Here is a 16,619-nt window from a genome sequence, read left to right on the forward strand (position 1 = left end):
TGCCGTCGTCGGTATGTCCTGGTTTTCCGTCGGTCCCTGCATTCTCTGGCGCTCCGCATCGCAGTTTCATTGACGTGGTCGGCCGCTCTGCGCCGATCGTGCACGTGGACGACGACGTCAGGAGTACTCGATGGCAATCAGGCAATTCGTGGGGTGGGGCATCGCAGCGGTGCTCATCGTGGGAGGGACAGCCGTGTCCGGCGCTCCGCCAGCGGCAGCGGCGCAGGGAGCGCCAGCGGCATCGGCGTCCACCACCGCGCCAACACCGGCACCGGCATCCGTGCTCAGCCAGACCCCGTACCAGGGCTGGAACACCTACTTCGGTCTTGGCGGCGACTACAACGCCACCAGCGTGCTGAGCGTCGCCGACTTCCTCGTCTCCAGCGGTCTGGCCAAGGCGGGATACGACATCGTCTGGCTGGACGGCGGCTGGCAGTCGTCCGCCCCGCGCGGTGCGGACGGGCAGCTGCAGGGCGATCCGACGCGCTTCCCGCAGGGCATGGCCGCCCTCGCTGCCGCGATCCACTCCAAGGGCCTCAAGGCCGGCATCTACACCGACGCCGGCCCGTACATCCCTGGCAGTTGCGGGCTCGGCAGCTACGGGCATTACCAGACCGACGCCGACACGTTCGCAACGTGGGGTTTCGACGCGGTGAAGGTCGACTTCCTCTGCGGGATCACCGCGGGCCTCGACCCGAAGACCGTGTACACCCAGTTCGCCGACGCGCTGCGGCACAACAGCAGCGGGCGACCGATCATCTTCAACCTGTGCAACCCGGTCACCTCACCGGACTGGGGCAACTATCCGGAGTCGCAGCAGTCGATCGACTCGTGGTCGTACGCCCCGCAGATCGCCCAGTCCTGGCGCACATACACCGACGTCGGCTTCGTGAACTCGATCAAGTACAGCGACGTCCTGCGCAACTTCGATGCGAACGCCAGACACCCGGAAGCGGCAGGTCCCGGACATTGGAACGACCCGGATTACCTCGGCCCTGGCCTCGGAATGACGGATGAGGAGTTCCGTTCCCAGCTCGCGCTCTGGTCGATCTCCGCGGCCCCGCTCGTGATCGGCAGCGACCCGCGCACTCTCAATGCCGCGACGCTCGGCGCTCTGACCAACCCCGACGTGCTCGCCATCGATCAGGATGCGCTGGGCAAGCAGGCGGTCAGGGTCGGCCCAGCCGGCACCACCGAGACGTGGGCGAAGCCGCTCGCGAACGGTTCGGTGGCCGTCGCGCTCGTCAACCGCGGCGACACCCCGGCCGAGGTGGCGACCACCGCGTCGGCCGTGGGCGTCTCCGCTGCACGCGTCACCGTGAAGGACGCCTGGACGCACGCGGTCAGCGAGGCCGCCGGGCAGGTGCGCGCCGAGGTGCCCGCCCACGGCGTCGGCCTCCTGGTCGTGTCGAAGTCGAAGGGGCTGCCACAGTCACCGCGCGTGCTCGCCGCTGCTCCCACGGTGACTGCCATCGACGGAGCATCCGTGACGCCGACCACCGACGCCTTGGTCTCCGCCGGGTCGACGCTCACCACGAGCGTCACCGTGCGCAATGACGGCACCACACCGGTCGCCGCCCCGAAGGTGACGCTGAACGCGCCCACCGGATGGACGGCCACCGCTCAGGGGCGGGCTCCCGCTCTCGTGCTGCCTGGCCGGTCCGCACAGTTCGCCTTCACGCTGTCCGCGCCGGCGAACGCTCAACAGGGCGACCTGTCGGTGACCGCCTCCGTACGCTACCTCGGCATCCGGGGCACAGAGTCGGTGACGTCGCCGCCCCTCCTGGTGACGATCGCTCCCGCGCCACCGACCGGCGCCGACCAGGCACTGTCGCACCAACCGTGGATCTCCGCGACAAGCGGCTGGATGCAGCCGGCGGTCGACCAGAGCGTCGGCGGCGGCAACCCGATCAAGATCGCGGGCACCGTCTACGACACTGGGCTCGGCGTTGCCAGCCCGTCGGACATCCGGTACTACCTCGGTGGGGCGTGCACGAAGCTGTCCGGGGCGGTCGGGATCGACGATGTGGTGAACACCGTTGGCCCGGACGGCGGGACGGCGACGTTCGCGCTGGTCGCGGACGGGAAGACGATCTGGGACAGCGGCGTCGTCAGCCGGGGGACCGCCGTGCCGTTCTCCGTCGACCTGACCTCGGTGCGCGACCTCGTCCTCCACGTCGGAGACGCGGGCGACGGCGGCTACAACGACCGCGCAGATTGGGCGGCGCCGCTGATCAGCTGCAAGTAACAAGCAAAAGGAGAACAGGAGGGGCGCGCGATCGGATCGCGCGCCCCTCCTTTCCGTGCGCCCCGCGTCACGGCGGCCGCTCAGCACACGAGCGAAATGCCCCACTCCCGCGACCACTGGCGCCCCGGCGCCAGCCAACGCAGGTCGGTGCCGCTGTTGAGCGCATCCGGTGGGGCCGTCATCGGTTCGAGGGCGACCGCCAGCTCGCCCGGCGCGAGTCCGGGGAAGTCCTCCGTCAGATACAGCTGCGCCCAGCGGAACCGCTCGTCCGCCCACACCTCCACGCGCGAAGCGCCCGCGAGGAGCTGCAACCGGATCCGGCCGTCCGTCACGGCCAGCCCGGTGAAGCTCGCGTGCCCCGGCGCGTGCCGCACGCCGACCGGGCGGCGGAGGTCGTACCGGGTGCCGGCCACGTCGAGCGTCGAGACTGGGAGGTCGTCGGGTCCGAGGAGCAGCGTCGCGGTGGCGTCGATGGCGACGCTCAGCTCGTCGGCGGACGCGTCGCCGACCCGCAGGTACGGATGCACGCCGAGGGCGACCGGGGCCGTCCCCTCTCCCGTGTTCCGCATCCCGATCGTGGAGTGGATGCCGTCGGCGGTGAGCCGGTACGACACCTCTATTTCGAGGTCGAACGGGTAGCCGGGCGGTCGGCGGATGGCGGCGGCCAGGTCGACCAGGTCCGACTCCGCGCGCACGACGGCATAGTCTGCGTCGGCGAGCAAGCCGTGGATCGCGTTGCCAGCCGGCTGCTCCGTCGCGACGAGCTGCTGCTCCTCCCCGCCGAGCGGCCACCGCGCACCACGCACCCTGTTGGGCCACGGCGCGAGCACGACGCCGGACGCCAGCGCCGGCTCGGCGGTCGTGCTCCCGCGCACGATGGGCGTCCCATCGACGACGAGACGCTGGATGCTCGCCCCGCGCGGCGAGACGGCCGCCCGGATCGGGCGGCCGTCGATCACTGCGTCAAGCCGAAGGAGCTCAGACAGCATGGACGCGCAGCAGCACCGACCGGTCCGGGTCGAGGCTCGGCAGTTCCACCCCGACCGCCCGCAGCGTCCTGCCGCTCAGCACGACCCCGTCTGCGAGCCACGGCGGCTGGGCGCCGTGCAGTGGGCTGCCGGGGAACACCGCATCCACCCGGTAGGTGAGGGTGTCGTCGAGGCCGGGGAGCCCGATGCGCCCGACCGGCGAGGTGCGCGGGCGTTCCGTGAGCGAGAACGCAAAGAGGGCGTCGCGCACGTCCTCGGAGACGACGCCCTCCAGCCGCACAGCCTCGTCGGTCACGTCGGCGTGCACGACCGTTCCGGTGTGCAGCAGGTCGCGGTGCTCGGTGTGGAACGCGATCCAGCCGGCGACGTGGGCGACGGTCTCCTCGCTCGCGTCGAGCAGGTTGACCTCGACGCCGAGGTGCCCCCAGATCGCCTTCTCCGCCCTGTAGTCCAGTGGATGCACTCGGTGCGTGGTGTGCGACTCCTCCGCCCCGATGTGGGTGCCCTGCAACTCCGGCGGAACCAGCAGCCCGGTCCAGCGCTGGATCTCCAGCCGCTCGTGCGGGTCGTTGCAGTCGCTCGGCCAGACCCGCTGGGTGTGCTCGAGCACGCCCAGGTCGATCCGGCCGCCTCCGCTCGCGCACGATTCGATCTCGAGTCCGGGGTGCCGCTGGGCGAGCTCGGCCATGAGCCGGTACGTGGCGAGGGTCTGCTCACGGAGACCCGGTCGTCCGGTCGGCGTGTGGCCCGCATCCAGCAGGTAGCGGTTGTGGTCCCACTTCACGTAGGCGATGCCGAGTTCGACGATCAGCGACGACATGCGTTCGAGCACGAACGCGTACGCCTCCGGATGCCCGAGGTCGAGCACATGCTGATGCCGCGACGGCAGCCCCGCGCCGTGCCCGGCGTCGAACACCCACTCGGGATGCGCGCGGGCCACCTCCGAGTCGAGGTTCACCATTTCGGGCTCGAACCAGAGACCGAAGTCCATGCCGAGTTCGCGCACCCGTGTGGCGAGCGGTTCCAGGCCGTCCGGCCAGATGGTCGGGTCGACCTCCCAGTCGCCGAGCGACGTGGTGTCGTCGCGCCGACCGAGGAACCAGCCGTCGTCGACCACGAACCGCTCGACGCCGATGGCCGCACCCTGCTCGGCGAGGGCGATCAGCGTGTCCAGATCCTGGTCGAAGTAGACGGCCTCCCAGGTGTTGAGCAGCACGGGGCGTGGGGACGATGGATGCGCGGGCGAGGCGCGCAGGTGACGATGGAACCGGGAAGCGAGCGCATCCAGCCCGTCGCCCCAGGAGCCGTACTGCCAGGGCGTCGCGTACTCCTCGCCGGTCGCGAGCTCGACCTCGCCTGCGACGAGTTCCTCGCGCACGGCGAGCCGGCGCGTGTCCGCGGGGGTGCGCTCGGCGACGAGCGACTGGTTGCCGCTCCACGCCAGGTGCGTCGCCCAGACCAATCCTGACCGGAACCCGAAGCCGCGCCGTCCGGCGGCGAGCAGCAGTGTGTGTTCCAGCCCTGGCTTCCCTCCGCGGGAGGTTCTCGCCCACTCGCCCACGTTGAACGGCTGCCGCTGCGGAACGCGTTCGAGCGACCAGCGCCCGGTGAGGTCGAGGATCTCGTCCGCCTCCGCAGGGACGGGGAGCGCGAGTTCGATGCCGCCGACCCTGAACCGGTCGGCTCCGTCGTTGCGGAGCGTCGCGCGCTGCCGCACCAGCCCGCTCGCGGCGAGCACCTCGAGTTCGATCCTGAGCGAGAGCCGGTACTCGGCATCGACCGCGTCCACGACGAGAAGCGCACCGTCAGCGGTCTCCCGCGAGTCGGACGCTTCGGTCACGAATCGGGCCGCCCAGCGGCGCCCGTCGCTGTCGCCCGTCAGTCCCGGTCGGCCGAGCCAGCCCTCGGCGACCTGCGCGAGCACGGGGACCGGCTGTGGATACGTCACGGCGCTGTCGCCGACGGCGGGAAGCGCCGTGGCCGCGATCGCGTCGAGTTCCGCCTGACCGAGATCGCCGAGGTCCTCGCCCCAGTGCAGGATGCGCGGAAGTCGGTCGCCGACGGAGACGACGACGCTCGTCCCTCCGGCGCGGAGGTGGCTGACGGGAGAAGAAGAGGGCATGTCGACGATTTAACCGATCCGAGGGCGAGGCCCCCGATGAAACTGCGCTGGAAGACGAGGAAGACGATCGTGGACGGGATCGCCGCGACCACGGTGGCCGCCGCGATGACAGACCAGCTCGACACGTACTGTCCTTGCAAGGACAGGACGGCTGCGGTGATCGGCAGCTTCTCCGAGGTCTGGAGCAGCGTGATCGACCAGAGCAGGTCGTTGAAGATCCAGGTGAACGAGAGGGCGCCGAGTGCGGCGAGCGCCGGCCTGGTCAGCGGGAGGATGAGCTGGACGAAGATGCGGAGGGTGCCCGCACCGTCCAGCGTGGCCGCCTCCTGCAGTTCGTGCGGGATCGTCCGCATGAAGCCGTAGAGCACGAAGGTGTAGAAGCCGATCCCGAACGCGACCTGCACGGCGACGAGCGCGCCGAGCGTGTCGTAGATGTCGATCTGCTGCGTGATGCGGGTGATCGGGATGAGCAGCATCTGCACCGGCAGCAGGTTGCCGGCGAGCATCAGGATGAGGATCGTCCTCCGCAACGGGATACGGAACCGGCTGAGACCGAACGCGGCGGCGGCAGAGAGCAGCAAGGACAGGATCACCGTCGGGATCGTCACCACCATGCTGTTGACGAGCGCCTGGAACAGGCCGCCCTGGTTCCACGCCTGCACATAGGTCTGCAGGGTGAACGAGTGCGGCAGACTCGCGATCCCGTTGGCCGAGACATCGTCGAAGGTGCGGAACGAGGTCACCAGCACCACGAGGATCGGCGCGAACCAGGCCAGCGAGATCAGGATGCCCGTGGTGTGGAAGCCGAAGGTGGCGGCGGCCTTGCGTCTGCTGCGGCGCCGAACGGTCGGCTGTGCTGTGGCCGTGGCCGTCCTGCTCGCGGTGGCTGTCGTCATGATTCCTTCTCCTCGGAGAGCGCGCGGACGAGATAGGAGACGATCACGGCGATCGCCAGCACAAAGATCACGACGGCGATGGCCGACGCATAGCCGAGCGCGTGGCCCTCGAACGCCGTGGAGAACATGTAGGTGCTGAGCAACTCCGTCGAGTGATACGGACCGCCCTTCGTCATGGCCCAGACGATGTCGAACGACCGGAGGGAGTCGATGATGAGCACCGACAGCACCACGAGGTTCACACTGCGCAGCTGAGGAAGGGTGACGTGCCGGAACCGCTGCCAGCGGGTCGCGCCGTCGACGCGCGCCGCCTCCTGCACCGAGGGGTCGATCGCCTTCAGCCCGGCAATGAACAGCACCATGACGTAGCCGATCTCCCGCCAGAGGGCCGCCACGATCACCGCGTACAGCGCCGTGTTCGAATCGCCCAGCCAGACCCTGGTCCAGCTGTGCAGTCCGACCGCGTCGAGCACGTTGTTGAGCACGCCGTTCGGCTGGAAGAACGCGCCCCAGATCAGGGCGGTGACCACCAGCGAGAACACGATCGGCAGGAACAGGGCCGTGCGGTAGATGCCGACGCCCTTGCGCTCCGACTGGAACAGGAGCGCCACGCCGAGACCGGCCAGGAACGAGATGCCGCCGAACAGGACGATCCAGATCGCCGTGTTCTTGAGCGCGGTCAGGAAGATCGGGTCGCTGAGCAGGTCGACGTAGTTCTGGCCGCCGACCGAGGTGGCCGGACCGATGCCGTTCCAGTGCAGGAACGACAGTCCGATGCCCTGGAAGGCCGGCCAGAACACACCGACCGCTTCGATGAGGAACGGGATGAGCACGAGGGCGAACACGAGCGGCGGCGGAATGGTGATCCGCCGCCGAACGCGTCTGAGTGGAGCAGTGGTCACGAAGTCGCCCGGACCTTCTTGGCGGCCGCATCCCAGTCCTTGAGGATCTGGTCCAGGTTCTCCGGGTGGGCGATGAAGCTGGTCAGCGCGGTGTCGGCCGGCGTCTGCTGGGCGTCACCCGCATCCCGGTTGTAGAACTGGGTGATCTGCTTGGCGGACTCGAGCATCTTCTTGCCCTGCGTGGACAGCGCGTCGAGGTTGAGCGTGGCGTTCACGTTGGCGGGGAGCGCACTGCCCTGCTGACCCTTGGCGAGCTGGGTCTGCGCATCAGCGCTGGCCACGTAGTCGAGGAACTTCTTGGTCAGGTTCGGCTTGGTCGTCTTCGCGCTGGCGATGAAGCCGTCGGTCGGAGCCTCCTCCGCCACGGGGACGGACGGGTCGATCATCGGGAACTGGAAGAAGCCGAGGTCGCTCAGCTTGTCGGCGGGGACCGACGGCTGCGCCCACGCGCCCAGCAGGTACATCGCGGACTTACCCTGGGTGAAGTCGCTCATCGCCTGGTTCTGGGTGAGGCCGAGCACCGACGGGTCGAAGTACGGCAGCACCTGCTTGAACGCGGCGAAGACCTTGCGCACCTCCGGGCTGTCGTACGACGCCTTGCCGGAGAGCAGCTTCAGATGGAAGTCGCCCCCGTTGATGCGCAGGTCGAGGTAGTCGAACCAGGCGGACGCGAGCCAGGCGTTGTCGCTCAGCCCCGCCGTGAACGGGTTGACGCCCTGCGACTTGATTTTCGCGCTGTCGGCGAGGAACTCGTCCCACGTGGTCGGCGGCGTGATGCCGAGCTTCTGGAAGTCGCTCTTGAAGTAGTAGACGCCCCACCAGTAGTAGCCGGTCGGGACGAAGACCTCCTTGCCGTTGGAGTCCTTGCTGAGCTTCTGCAGCGCATCCGGGAAGTCGCCCTTGTGTTTCTTCCAGACGCTCGACAGGTCGAGCAGCAGGTTCTGATCGGCGAAGTCGCGCGTGGCCTGACCCGCGTACCAGGTGTAGACATCCGGCGGGTTCTTGGCGGTGAGGTACGAGGGCAGCTGCGTGTTGAACGTCGAGGTCGGGATGCTGTTGAGCTTGACCGTACCCTCGCCCTTTGCGTTGAAGTTCTTGACGAGCTCCTCGATGCCGCCCTTCTCCGCGTCGGTGAAGCGGGACTGCAGGACGAGCGGTCCAGAGGCGTCAGGGCCGCTCGTTGTCGACTGCGCGCTCCCCGAGGTGGAGACGCACCCTGCGAGCAGGGCCGTCGCCGCGATGGTGCTGCCGAGTGCAGCAAGCCATCGAGTGGGTTTCCGGGTCATCTTCGACTCCATTTCGTGAGGTGATCGCACGGGCTGTGAGGTGCGCCGAAGGATGATCCTACGGCTGAACGACCTCTACGATATGTCGCCAGCTCGGCGCGAAGTAGAAGAAATCGTCGGTGTATCTGGACAATCCGACGACGCTGAGCCAGAATCGTGCGATGCTCATCCCCGACGGATTCCCCGGTCAGCGCATGCTGGTGCTCCCCCGCCCACGCGTGCGCGAGTTCCTGCAGCAGGAGGGAACGACGCGCCTCGTCGTGACCGACTGCGGCTACTTCCCCCGGGCCGATTCGCACGGCCGCAGACGCGTGACGCCCATCCCGCAGGCGGTCGTCATCGCGTGCGTCGACGGCGCAGGCTGGTGCGAGACGGAGGCGAGCCGGTTCCCTGTCCAGCAGGGCCAAGTGGTCGTCCTCCCGCCCGGCCGGCCGCACGCCTACGGCGCAGACGCGGACGATCCGTGGACGCTCTGGTGGTTCCATGCAGCAGGACCGGACCTCGACGCGTTCCTGCGGGTCGCGGGGATGACCGCCGAGAATCCCGTGCGCCGCCCGCGCGACCTCTACCCGATCGTCTCTCTGATGTCGGAGGTGCTGCAGTGGATGGAGCGAGACTCGACCACGACGAGTCTGATGGCCGCCTCCGGAGCCGCCTGGCACGTGCTGACCCAGCTCGCCTCCGAACGAGCACGATCCGACGATTCCGGCGACGTGATCGAGCACGCCGTCGAATACATCAGAACCCACATCGCCGACCACATCGGCGTGCCCCAGCTCGCGGCGATGGCGTCGCTGAGCCCGTCGCACTTCTCCGCCCTCTTCAAACGCGAGGTCGGCTATCCCGTGCTGCAGTACCAGACCATGCTCCGGATGGCGCGGGCCCGCGAACTGCTGGACATCACGTCCGCGACGATCGCCGCCATCGCGGGGGAGGTCGGCTACCCGGACTCGTTCTACTTCGCCAGGCAGTTCAAGAAGATGCACGGCGTGACGCCGCGCGAATACCGCGACCAGCACAAGGGCTGATCGCGGCATCCGCGCGCGGGCGGGCCGCCGTCGGCCGCAAACCGGTCAGCCGCCGACGGCGGCGAGCTCCGCATCGGCCAGCAGCAGGCGCACGAGCATGTTCGCCGGGTCGTGCTGCGCGATCGGTTGGAGGTGCGCACGAGCCCGCCCCGGTTCGTCCGCGAGGAGGGCGAGTTGCGCATCCATCGTGGCGACGAGGTCGCGCTGGATGGCCTCCAGGTCGTCCCAGAAGATCAGCATCGTGGGCAGCGACGTGGCGAAGTAGTCGATCGTCGGGCGCTCGCGTCGCTTCACCTCGACGTATTCGCTCAGCTCGTCGGTGAGGCGCTGCGCCAGAGCACTATCGCCTAAGCGCTGGGCCGCGATGATCGAGTAGTAGGTCATCGGCGAGTGCGGCACGGTGAGCATCGTGGTGAAGTCGCCTGCGCTGTTCGCTGCGGCGCCCCACGCCTCCGCGGCCTCATCGTCCCTGCCCGCCGCCGATGCCGCGTCGCCGATGGCGAGCAGGATGTCGGAGCAGTTGGCGAGCGGATGCCTGGCCTCGCCGAGGAACGCGGGGAGCTCGATCGTCGAACGCAGAGCGGCGAGCGCCTCGTCGGGCAGGCCGGCGGCGAGCGCGCGCGCCGCCGAGGCACGCTGGGCCATCGACCAGACCCGGATGGTCTCGCCCTCCCCGCCCTCCCAGGGGCTGAACCTGCGTGCGCTCATGAACCGGATGGCGTCGGCCTCTCGGTCGACGAGCACCAGCAGCTCCGCGTAGGCGAGCGCGAGGTCGTCGCGCTCGGCCATCGAATCGCGGTGCGGCTCCAGGGCGGCGATCCGCTCTTCCGGGCTCACCCCCGCTCGCCGGGCCAGCTGGTCGGCCTCGAAGAGGAGCTTGGCGTCCCCTGGGGCCGCGAGCAGCGCATCCCGATAGTGCCGGATGGCGCGCTGCTGGTCGTGCTGGACGTTGTGCGCGGCGAGTCCGAGGCCGCGGAGCACCACGGGATCGCCAGGCGCGATGGTCTCGGCCAGCTCCAGCTGCGCGATCGCGTCGTCGTAGCGGCGGTGGAAGTAGAGCCAGTGACCGAGCAAGGCGTGGGCCCTGGCGTCGCCGGTGCTCTCGATCCGGCGCTGCAGCAGCAGGGCGTCGGAGACGCCGGAGGCGAAACAACGTTCGGCATCGACCGTGCGGGCGGCGCTCAGCGCTTCGGCGGCGCCGGACGGATCGCCGAGTCGCTCCAGCAGCTCTGCGCGCTCGAAGTGGATCAGCGGGAGCGGGTTGCCAGCACCGGCGACCGGGGCAGCGCGCTCCGATGCGGCAGCCGCGTCGAGGGTGCGGAGCGCGTCGGCAAGAAGACCGAGCGAACGATATTCGCCCGCGACGTCGCGCATCGTTCGTGCATCCATGCGGGCGGCGGCACCGTCGAGGTCGGCCAGCCACGCGTCGAGGGCGTCGAGCCGGCGCGCGTCGGCGAGCAGCTCGGTGGCCTCGCCATCGCGCCCGAGCTGCCGCAGCGCACAGACCCGGATCGCCAGGGCCTGGAGCTGATCCGCGTCGATGCGCGTCACCTGCTCCGCGAAGCCGAGCGCTTCCGCCCAGCGGCCGGAACGGGCTGCCTGCCTGGCCAGCATGAGACGAGCAGGCGCACGCCAGGCGGCGTTCCACGCGGCCTTCGAGAACGCGTCGACGGCCTCGGCGTCCCGGCCGAGCGCGGTGAGCACCACGCCCAGCAGGTAGGCGGGCTCGCCGTCGGCCGGGTTGGGGTTGCGGGCGGTCTGTCGCGCGATGGCGGTGCGGAGACGCACCTCGGCCTCATCGAGCAACCCGGCGGCGAGCGCCCTGGACGCGAGCGCGACGTTCGACCGCACATCGCCGGGGTCGCGCCGCAGCGCCTCGCGCCAGTACGGCTCCGGCAGGCGGGTGGCGTGCCGGTACTGCGCGAGATGAACGCCGGTCAGGTACAGCTCGTCGATCGAGGTGATCTCGGACGGCGCCGGCGGCTCGGTGGCGGGCTCGATCCCCTCCGGAGCCGCATCCCGGTACCTGGTGGATGCGCGGGCCAGTTCGCTCCCGCCGTCTCCGTCGCACGCGATCAGGTCGAGATCGCCGTCCACCGGGATCGGGATGCGCTCGATGAGCGGCGAGCCTGGCTCGATGGGTGCGACCGTCTGCCAGAGAACGGTGGACGACGCATCCTCGACCCGGACGTGCACTGACCTTCGGCGCGACGTCGCCGCGATGCCGATCGACGCGGAGCGGCCGCCCTGGCCGCCGTCGCTTCCCTCGCCGTTGCTTCCCTCGTGCACGCGCAGGCTCAATGCCACCTCGGTCGTCGCCTCACTGAGCGGTCCGATGCCGTGGTACGGGAACCAGAACTGGCTGAACGTCTTCGTCTCGCCAGGCACGAGGTAGGAGAAGTCCGGCTGGTTGTCGGTGTAGACGCCGGCCATCAGCTCGACGTACGCCCCGTCGCCGTCGCTGAGGTTCGCATCCCAGGCCCAGCCGAACGGGGAGTTGCCCCACGTCCACTGCTTCTTGCCCGGCGCGATGTGGTGGTCGGCGACATGGGCGAAGCCGAGCTCGGAGTCGAAGTCGTACCCGCCGAAGAAGTCGTCGTCGCTGGCGACGCACATGTACGAGGTGGGGACCGGGATGTTGCGGTACCAGTCGAGCCGGTCGGCGTCCGGACCGGCGTATTCCGGGCTGTTCGCATCGGCGCGCGCCGGGTAGTCGATGCCGTAATACGGGCGGTCGGCGTTGGGGAAGGCGCTGATCGCGCGCTTGGCGTGATCGGCGACCATGTGCACGTCGGAGGGGAAGAACGACTGATACTCGTCGTGCACCCGCACGGCGACGTTGGCCCACCAGAGGAACGTCTGGGTCACAGGGGTGCGATTGAACAGGCGCACCCGTGCTTCGATCACCGCGCTCCCCGGTCGCAGCCGGATGCCGTGCATCCCCTTCATCCTGGCGAACGGGTCGTGGTCGGAACACCACACGGTGACGGACCCGTCGTCCTCCCGCTCGATCGTCCAGTCCATCGGCAGGAAGGTGCCCGGCCGGTGATGCTGCGGCCAGTTGAACTCGATGCCGCCCGAGATCCACGGACCCGCCAGCCCGACGAGGGCCGGCTTGATGGTGTTGTTGCGGTAGAAGACGTCGAGCCCGGTGACCTTGTCGACGGCGATGTGCAACCGCCCGCCGATCTCCGGCAGGATCGCCAGCCGGAGGAACTCGTTCTCGAGGTGGATGGCCTGCCAGAGCCGGTCGTGCGGCTCGTGGCTGACCGATTCGATGAACGGGAGCGGGTAGACCCGCCCGGACGATCCCTGGTAGACGCGCGTCTCCAGGAAGGCGGGCATCCGTTCCGGCGTCCCCGGTTCGTACGTCCGCAGTTCGACCGGTTCGCTCCACGCCGCGACGGGAAGATCCCGCTGTTCGAGCGGGATCGGGGGAAGGGGGAACTGGGCACCAGAGACGGACATATCGAGGATTCTAGAATTGGACCAATCCCCTCCGAAAGCCACATTCCAACGCATCCCCTGGACGATTCGATTGCCGGGGGACGGGGTCCAGGCGTTTCACGGGTGCGCTGGCGACGATGGGCGTATGTCGACGAACTCCAAGAACGAGCGCAGCCGCGAATCCAAGGCGGCCGCTCGCGCGAAATCCGCCGAGCTGCTCCGGCAGCAGCGCCTGCGCGACCGCAGGCGCCGGATGCTCGTCTGGGGCGGCGGCGCGCTGGCCGTGATCCTCGTCGGGGGCGTCGTGACCTCAGTGATCGTCGCGAACGCCGGCGCCAAGCCGACCGCCGCCGCCGCCGTGCCCTCCGTCGCACCGACGGTCGCCTCCGGCGCGGAGTCCGCACCGCCGTGGAACGCGCCGTCCGATCCCTCCGCCCGCGCGAAGGCCGCCGGCCTCACGATGCTGAGCAGCGAGGGGACGGTCGAGCACATCCACTCGCACCTGAGCGTCACCGTTGACGGCGCGAAGGTCGAGGTTCCCGCACTGCTCGGGATCGACGAGCAGGCCGCGTCCATCTCGCCGCTGCACACGCACGACCAGTCCGGGATCGTCCACGTGGAGTCGCCGGTGAAGGCCTCCTTCACACTCGGCCAGGTCTTCACCGAGTGGAATGTGGCGCTCGCCTCCGGCCGGATCGGCTCGTACTCGGCGGCGTCCGGCGACACGGTCACCACGTTCGTGGGCGGCAAGCCCGTCACCGGCGACCCCGCCGCGATCACCCTCGCCGACCACGAGGACATCGACATCGTCGTGACCAAGTCCGGCGAGCAGCCCACCGCCCCCGCCGCGTTCACCTGGCCGGCGGGCTACTGACCGGCGGGCGTTCAGCCGACCGCGTCGCGTGCGGCGGTGAACGCGGCGACGCAGCGCCGGATCTCGTCCTCGGTGTGCGCGGCCGAGAGCTGCACCCGGATGCGCGCCTTGCCGCGCGGCACCACGGGGAACGAGAACGCCGTCACGTAGACGCCGTGCTTCTGCATCTCGTCGGCGATGCGCGCGGTGAGAGCCGCGTCCCCGAACATGACGGGCACGATCGGGTGCTCGCCCGGCAGCAGGTCGAATCCGGCCTCGGTCATCAGCGAGCGGAACAGCGCCGCGTTGGCGACGAGTTGCGCCCGCAGGTGGTCGGACTGCTCCAGCAGGTCGAGCGCGGCGATCGTGCCCGCGACGATCGACGGCGCGAGCGTGTTCGAGAACAGGTACGGCCGGGCCCGCTGACGCAGCAGGTCGACGACCTCGCGGTGCGACGCCACATAGCCACCGGATGCGCCCCCCAGCGCCTTGCCGAACGTGCCGGTGTAGATGTCCACCCGGTCGGCGACCCCGCAGAGCTCGGGCGTACCCCGTCCGTGCTCGCCGACGAAGCCGACGGCATGGGAGTCGTCCACGAACACCAGGGCGCCGAACTCGTCCGCCAGGTCGCAGATCTCGCGGAGCGGCGCGATGTAGCCGTCCATCGAGAACACGCCGTCGGTGACGATCACGGAGTGGCGGGCACCCGCATCCCGTGCTGCGGACAGCTGGGCGCGCAGGTCGGTCAGGTCGCGGTTCTTGTACCGGAAGCGCTGCGCCTTGGAGAGCCGGATGCCGTCGATGATGGAGGCGTGGTTCAGCTCGTCGGAGACGATCGCGTCCTCCGCGGTGAACAGCGTCTCGAAGACGCCGCCGTTCGCGTCGAAGCACGACGAGAACAGGATGCTCGCCTCCGTGCCGAGGAACTGCGACACCCGCCGCTCCAGCTCCAGGTGCTGCTCCTGCGTTCCGCAGATGAAGCGCACGCTGGCGAGGCCGTAACCCCAGTCGTCGAGAGCCTGCTTGGCCGCATCCCGAAGCGCAGGATGGTCGGCGAGGCCGAGGTAGTTGTTGGCGCAGAAGTTGAGCACCTCTGCCCCGTCGGCGACGATCTGCGCCGACTGCGGACCGTGGATGCTGCGCTCGCGTTTGGTGAGCCCGGCCTCCTCGATCTCAATGAGCTGCGTCGCGACGGTGTCGCGGAACGTTCCGTACATCAGACCTCCGTCCAGTCCAGGATGACCTTGCCTCCGCCGGCCGACGCGGCGGCGGCGAACCCCTTCTCCCAGTCCCGAGCGGGGAACCGGTCGGAGACGATGGAGGCGATGGCGTCGCGCAGCGTCGCAGAAGTCTGCAGCATCGCACCCATCGCGTTCCAGGTCTCGAACATCTCGCGGCCGTAGATGCCTTTGAGGGTTAGCATGTGGGTGACCACGTTGCCCCAGTCGATCGCGATCGGAGCGGACGGCAGGCCGAGCATCGCGATGCGGCCGCCGTGGTTCATATTCTCGATCATCTGCGGCAGGGCGGCGGGCGCTCCGCTCATCTCGAAGCCGACGTCGAAGCCTTCGCGCATCCCGAGCGCCTCCTGGGCAGACCGGATGGACGCCTGCGAGACGTCGACCGTGTAGTCGGCACCCATGCCCATTGCGAGGGCGAGCCGGGAGGCGCTGATGTCCGTCCCGACGATGAAGCGAGCTCCCACATGCCGGGCGACGGCGATGGCCATCAGGCCGATCGGACCGCACCCGGCGACCAGCACGTCCTCGCCGACCACGGGGAACGCCAGTGCCGTGTGCACGGCGTTGCCGAGCGGGTCGAACAGGGCGCCGACCTCCGGCTCGATGGTGCTGTGGTGCACCCAGACGTTCGTGGCCGGCAGGGTCAGGAACTCGGCGAACGCTCCGTCGCGCTGCACCCCGAGGCCCTTGGTGCGGATGCACATCTGGCGGCGGCCGGCACGGCAGTTGCGGCAGGTGCCGCAGACGATGTGCCCCTCGCCGGACACCTGGTCGCCGACCGACACGTCGTGCACCAGCGGCCCGACCTCGACCACCTCGCCGAAGAACTCGTGGCCGGGGATGAGCGGGGCGATGACAGCCGACGCCGCCCAGTCGTCCCAGCGCTGGATGTGCAGGTCGGTTCCGCAGATGCCCGTCCGCAGCACGCGGATCTTGACATCCTCCGGCCCGATCTCGGGTTCCGGTACGTCGACCAGTTCGAGACCCGGTCCGGCCTCGCTCTTGAAGAGAGCCTTCATCGCCACCTTCCTTGTGGACGGCCCCTCGTGGGGGTTCGTGAAGCAGTTCGGGATGCGCGGCCCTCGTGAGACTGCGGCGTCACCGCTGACAGCCTAGACGCTCCGGCCCGCCGCCCGGCGGCCCGTGACATCGCCACGTCGGCGCTCCTCGCTCAGTGGAAGCACCTGATCAGTCCCGGTCGAGCGGACGCCAGACGACCACCTGGTTGCTGCGGCGAACGCGCGTGCCTGCGCGCAGCGAGATCACCTCGCCGGCCGAACCCGCCGCGAACACGCGGTGGCCCGGCCGGTTGAGGAGTTCGTCGGCGAGCGCCGTCTTCCAGCTCGCGCACGCGCGTGGTCAGCGCCCCCACCTGATCTTCCAGGCTCAGGATGCGCCGGATCCCCTCCAGGCTGACGCCCTCGGCGCCCAGCCGCGAGATCTCCTGCAGCTTCGCCACGTCGCGCATCGAGTACCGGCGGGATTTGCCCGCCGTCCTGCTCGGGCTCACCAGTCCGAGCCTGTCGTACTGGCGGAGGGTCTGGGGATGCATCCCCGCCAGTTCGGCCGCGATCGAGATCACGAAGACCTGGCTGTTCTCATCCATG

10 protein-coding genes and 2 pseudogenes are annotated in these 16,619 nt (G+C 69.4%); 3 read left to right on the plus strand and 9 right to left on the minus strand.

Going from position 1 to position 16,619, the window contains the following annotated elements:
• The first annotated feature begins 130 nt into the window (after nt 1-130).
• Nucleotides 131-2,248 (plus strand): NPCBM/NEW2 domain-containing protein, encoded by a 2,118-nt coding sequence (locus AC37TH_RS02130; RefSeq protein WP_490762707.1) that lies wholly within the window; start codon nt 131-133, stop codon nt 2,246-2,248.
• Between the two features lie 80 nt (nt 2,249-2,328).
• Here AC37TH_RS02130 and AC37TH_RS02135 read toward each other — a convergent pair whose 3' ends face one another.
• The 5 genes and pseudogenes from AC37TH_RS02135 to AC37TH_RS02155 form a co-directional block, all read right to left on the minus strand.
• Entirely contained in the window at nt 2,329-3,207 is an 879-nt protein-coding gene (locus tag AC37TH_RS02135) for an aldose epimerase family protein (protein WP_490762708.1), read from the minus strand.
• A gap of 19 nt (nt 3,208-3,226) precedes the next feature.
• Nucleotides 3,227-5,359: an alpha-galactosidase gene (locus AC37TH_RS02140; protein ID WP_490762709.1), complete on the minus strand. Its 2,133-nt coding sequence runs from the start codon at nt 5,357-5,359 to the stop codon at nt 3,227-3,229.
• 101 nt (nt 5,360-5,460) lie between these two features.
• Nucleotides 5,461-6,255, minus strand: a pseudogene (locus tag AC37TH_RS02145) (carbohydrate ABC transporter permease); the annotation flags it as partial.
• Nucleotides 6,252-7,157 (minus strand): carbohydrate ABC transporter permease, encoded by a 906-nt coding sequence (locus tag AC37TH_RS02150; RefSeq protein ID WP_490762710.1) that lies wholly within the window; start codon nt 7,155-7,157, stop codon nt 6,252-6,254. The gene AC37TH_RS02150 and the pseudogene AC37TH_RS02145, both read right to left, overlap by 4 nt.
• Entirely contained in the window at nt 7,154-8,443 is a 1,290-nt protein-coding gene (locus AC37TH_RS02155; RefSeq protein WP_490762711.1) for an ABC transporter substrate-binding protein, read from the minus strand. The genes AC37TH_RS02150 and AC37TH_RS02155 overlap by 4 nt, the downstream gene beginning before the upstream one ends.
• 161 nt (nt 8,444-8,604) lie before the next feature.
• Between AC37TH_RS02155 and AC37TH_RS02160 the strand changes: the two genes are divergently transcribed.
• Nucleotides 8,605-9,471: an AraC family transcriptional regulator gene (locus AC37TH_RS02160; RefSeq protein WP_490762712.1), complete on the plus strand. Its 867-nt coding sequence runs from the start codon at nt 8,605-8,607 to the stop codon at nt 9,469-9,471.
• Nucleotides 9,472-9,516: 45 nt separating this feature from the next.
• Here the strand turns inward: AC37TH_RS02160 and AC37TH_RS02165 are convergent, their stop codons facing one another.
• Entirely contained in the window at nt 9,517-12,939 is a 3,423-nt protein-coding gene (locus AC37TH_RS02165; protein WP_490762713.1) for a DUF5107 domain-containing protein, read from the minus strand.
• Between the two features lie 124 nt (nt 12,940-13,063).
• On the opposite strand from AC37TH_RS02165, the gene AC37TH_RS02170 reads away from it, so the two are divergent.
• Nucleotides 13,064-13,792 (plus strand): hypothetical protein, encoded by a 729-nt coding sequence (locus AC37TH_RS02170; protein WP_490762714.1) that lies wholly within the window; start codon nt 13,064-13,066, stop codon nt 13,790-13,792.
• A gap of 11 nt (nt 13,793-13,803) precedes the next feature.
• Here the strand turns inward: AC37TH_RS02170 and AC37TH_RS02175 are convergent, their stop codons facing one another.
• The 3 genes and pseudogenes from AC37TH_RS02175 to AC37TH_RS02185 form a co-directional block, all read right to left on the minus strand.
• Complete coding sequence (locus AC37TH_RS02175; RefSeq protein ID WP_490762715.1) at nt 13,804-14,988, minus strand: glycine C-acetyltransferase; 1,185 nt, start codon at nt 14,986-14,988, stop codon at nt 13,804-13,806.
• Nucleotides 14,988-16,031, minus strand: coding sequence for an L-threonine 3-dehydrogenase (gene tdh / locus AC37TH_RS02180; RefSeq protein ID WP_490762716.1), 1,044 nt, complete (start codon nt 16,029-16,031; stop codon nt 14,988-14,990). Before tdh ends, AC37TH_RS02175 begins: the two co-directional genes overlap by 1 nt.
• 169 nt (nt 16,032-16,200) lie before the next feature.
• A pseudogene (locus AC37TH_RS02185) lies at nt 16,201-16,618 on the minus strand (heat shock protein transcriptional repressor HspR).
• Nucleotide 16,619 lies beyond the last annotated feature (1 nt).

This window comes from Leifsonia sp. McL0627, assembly GCF_058244615.1.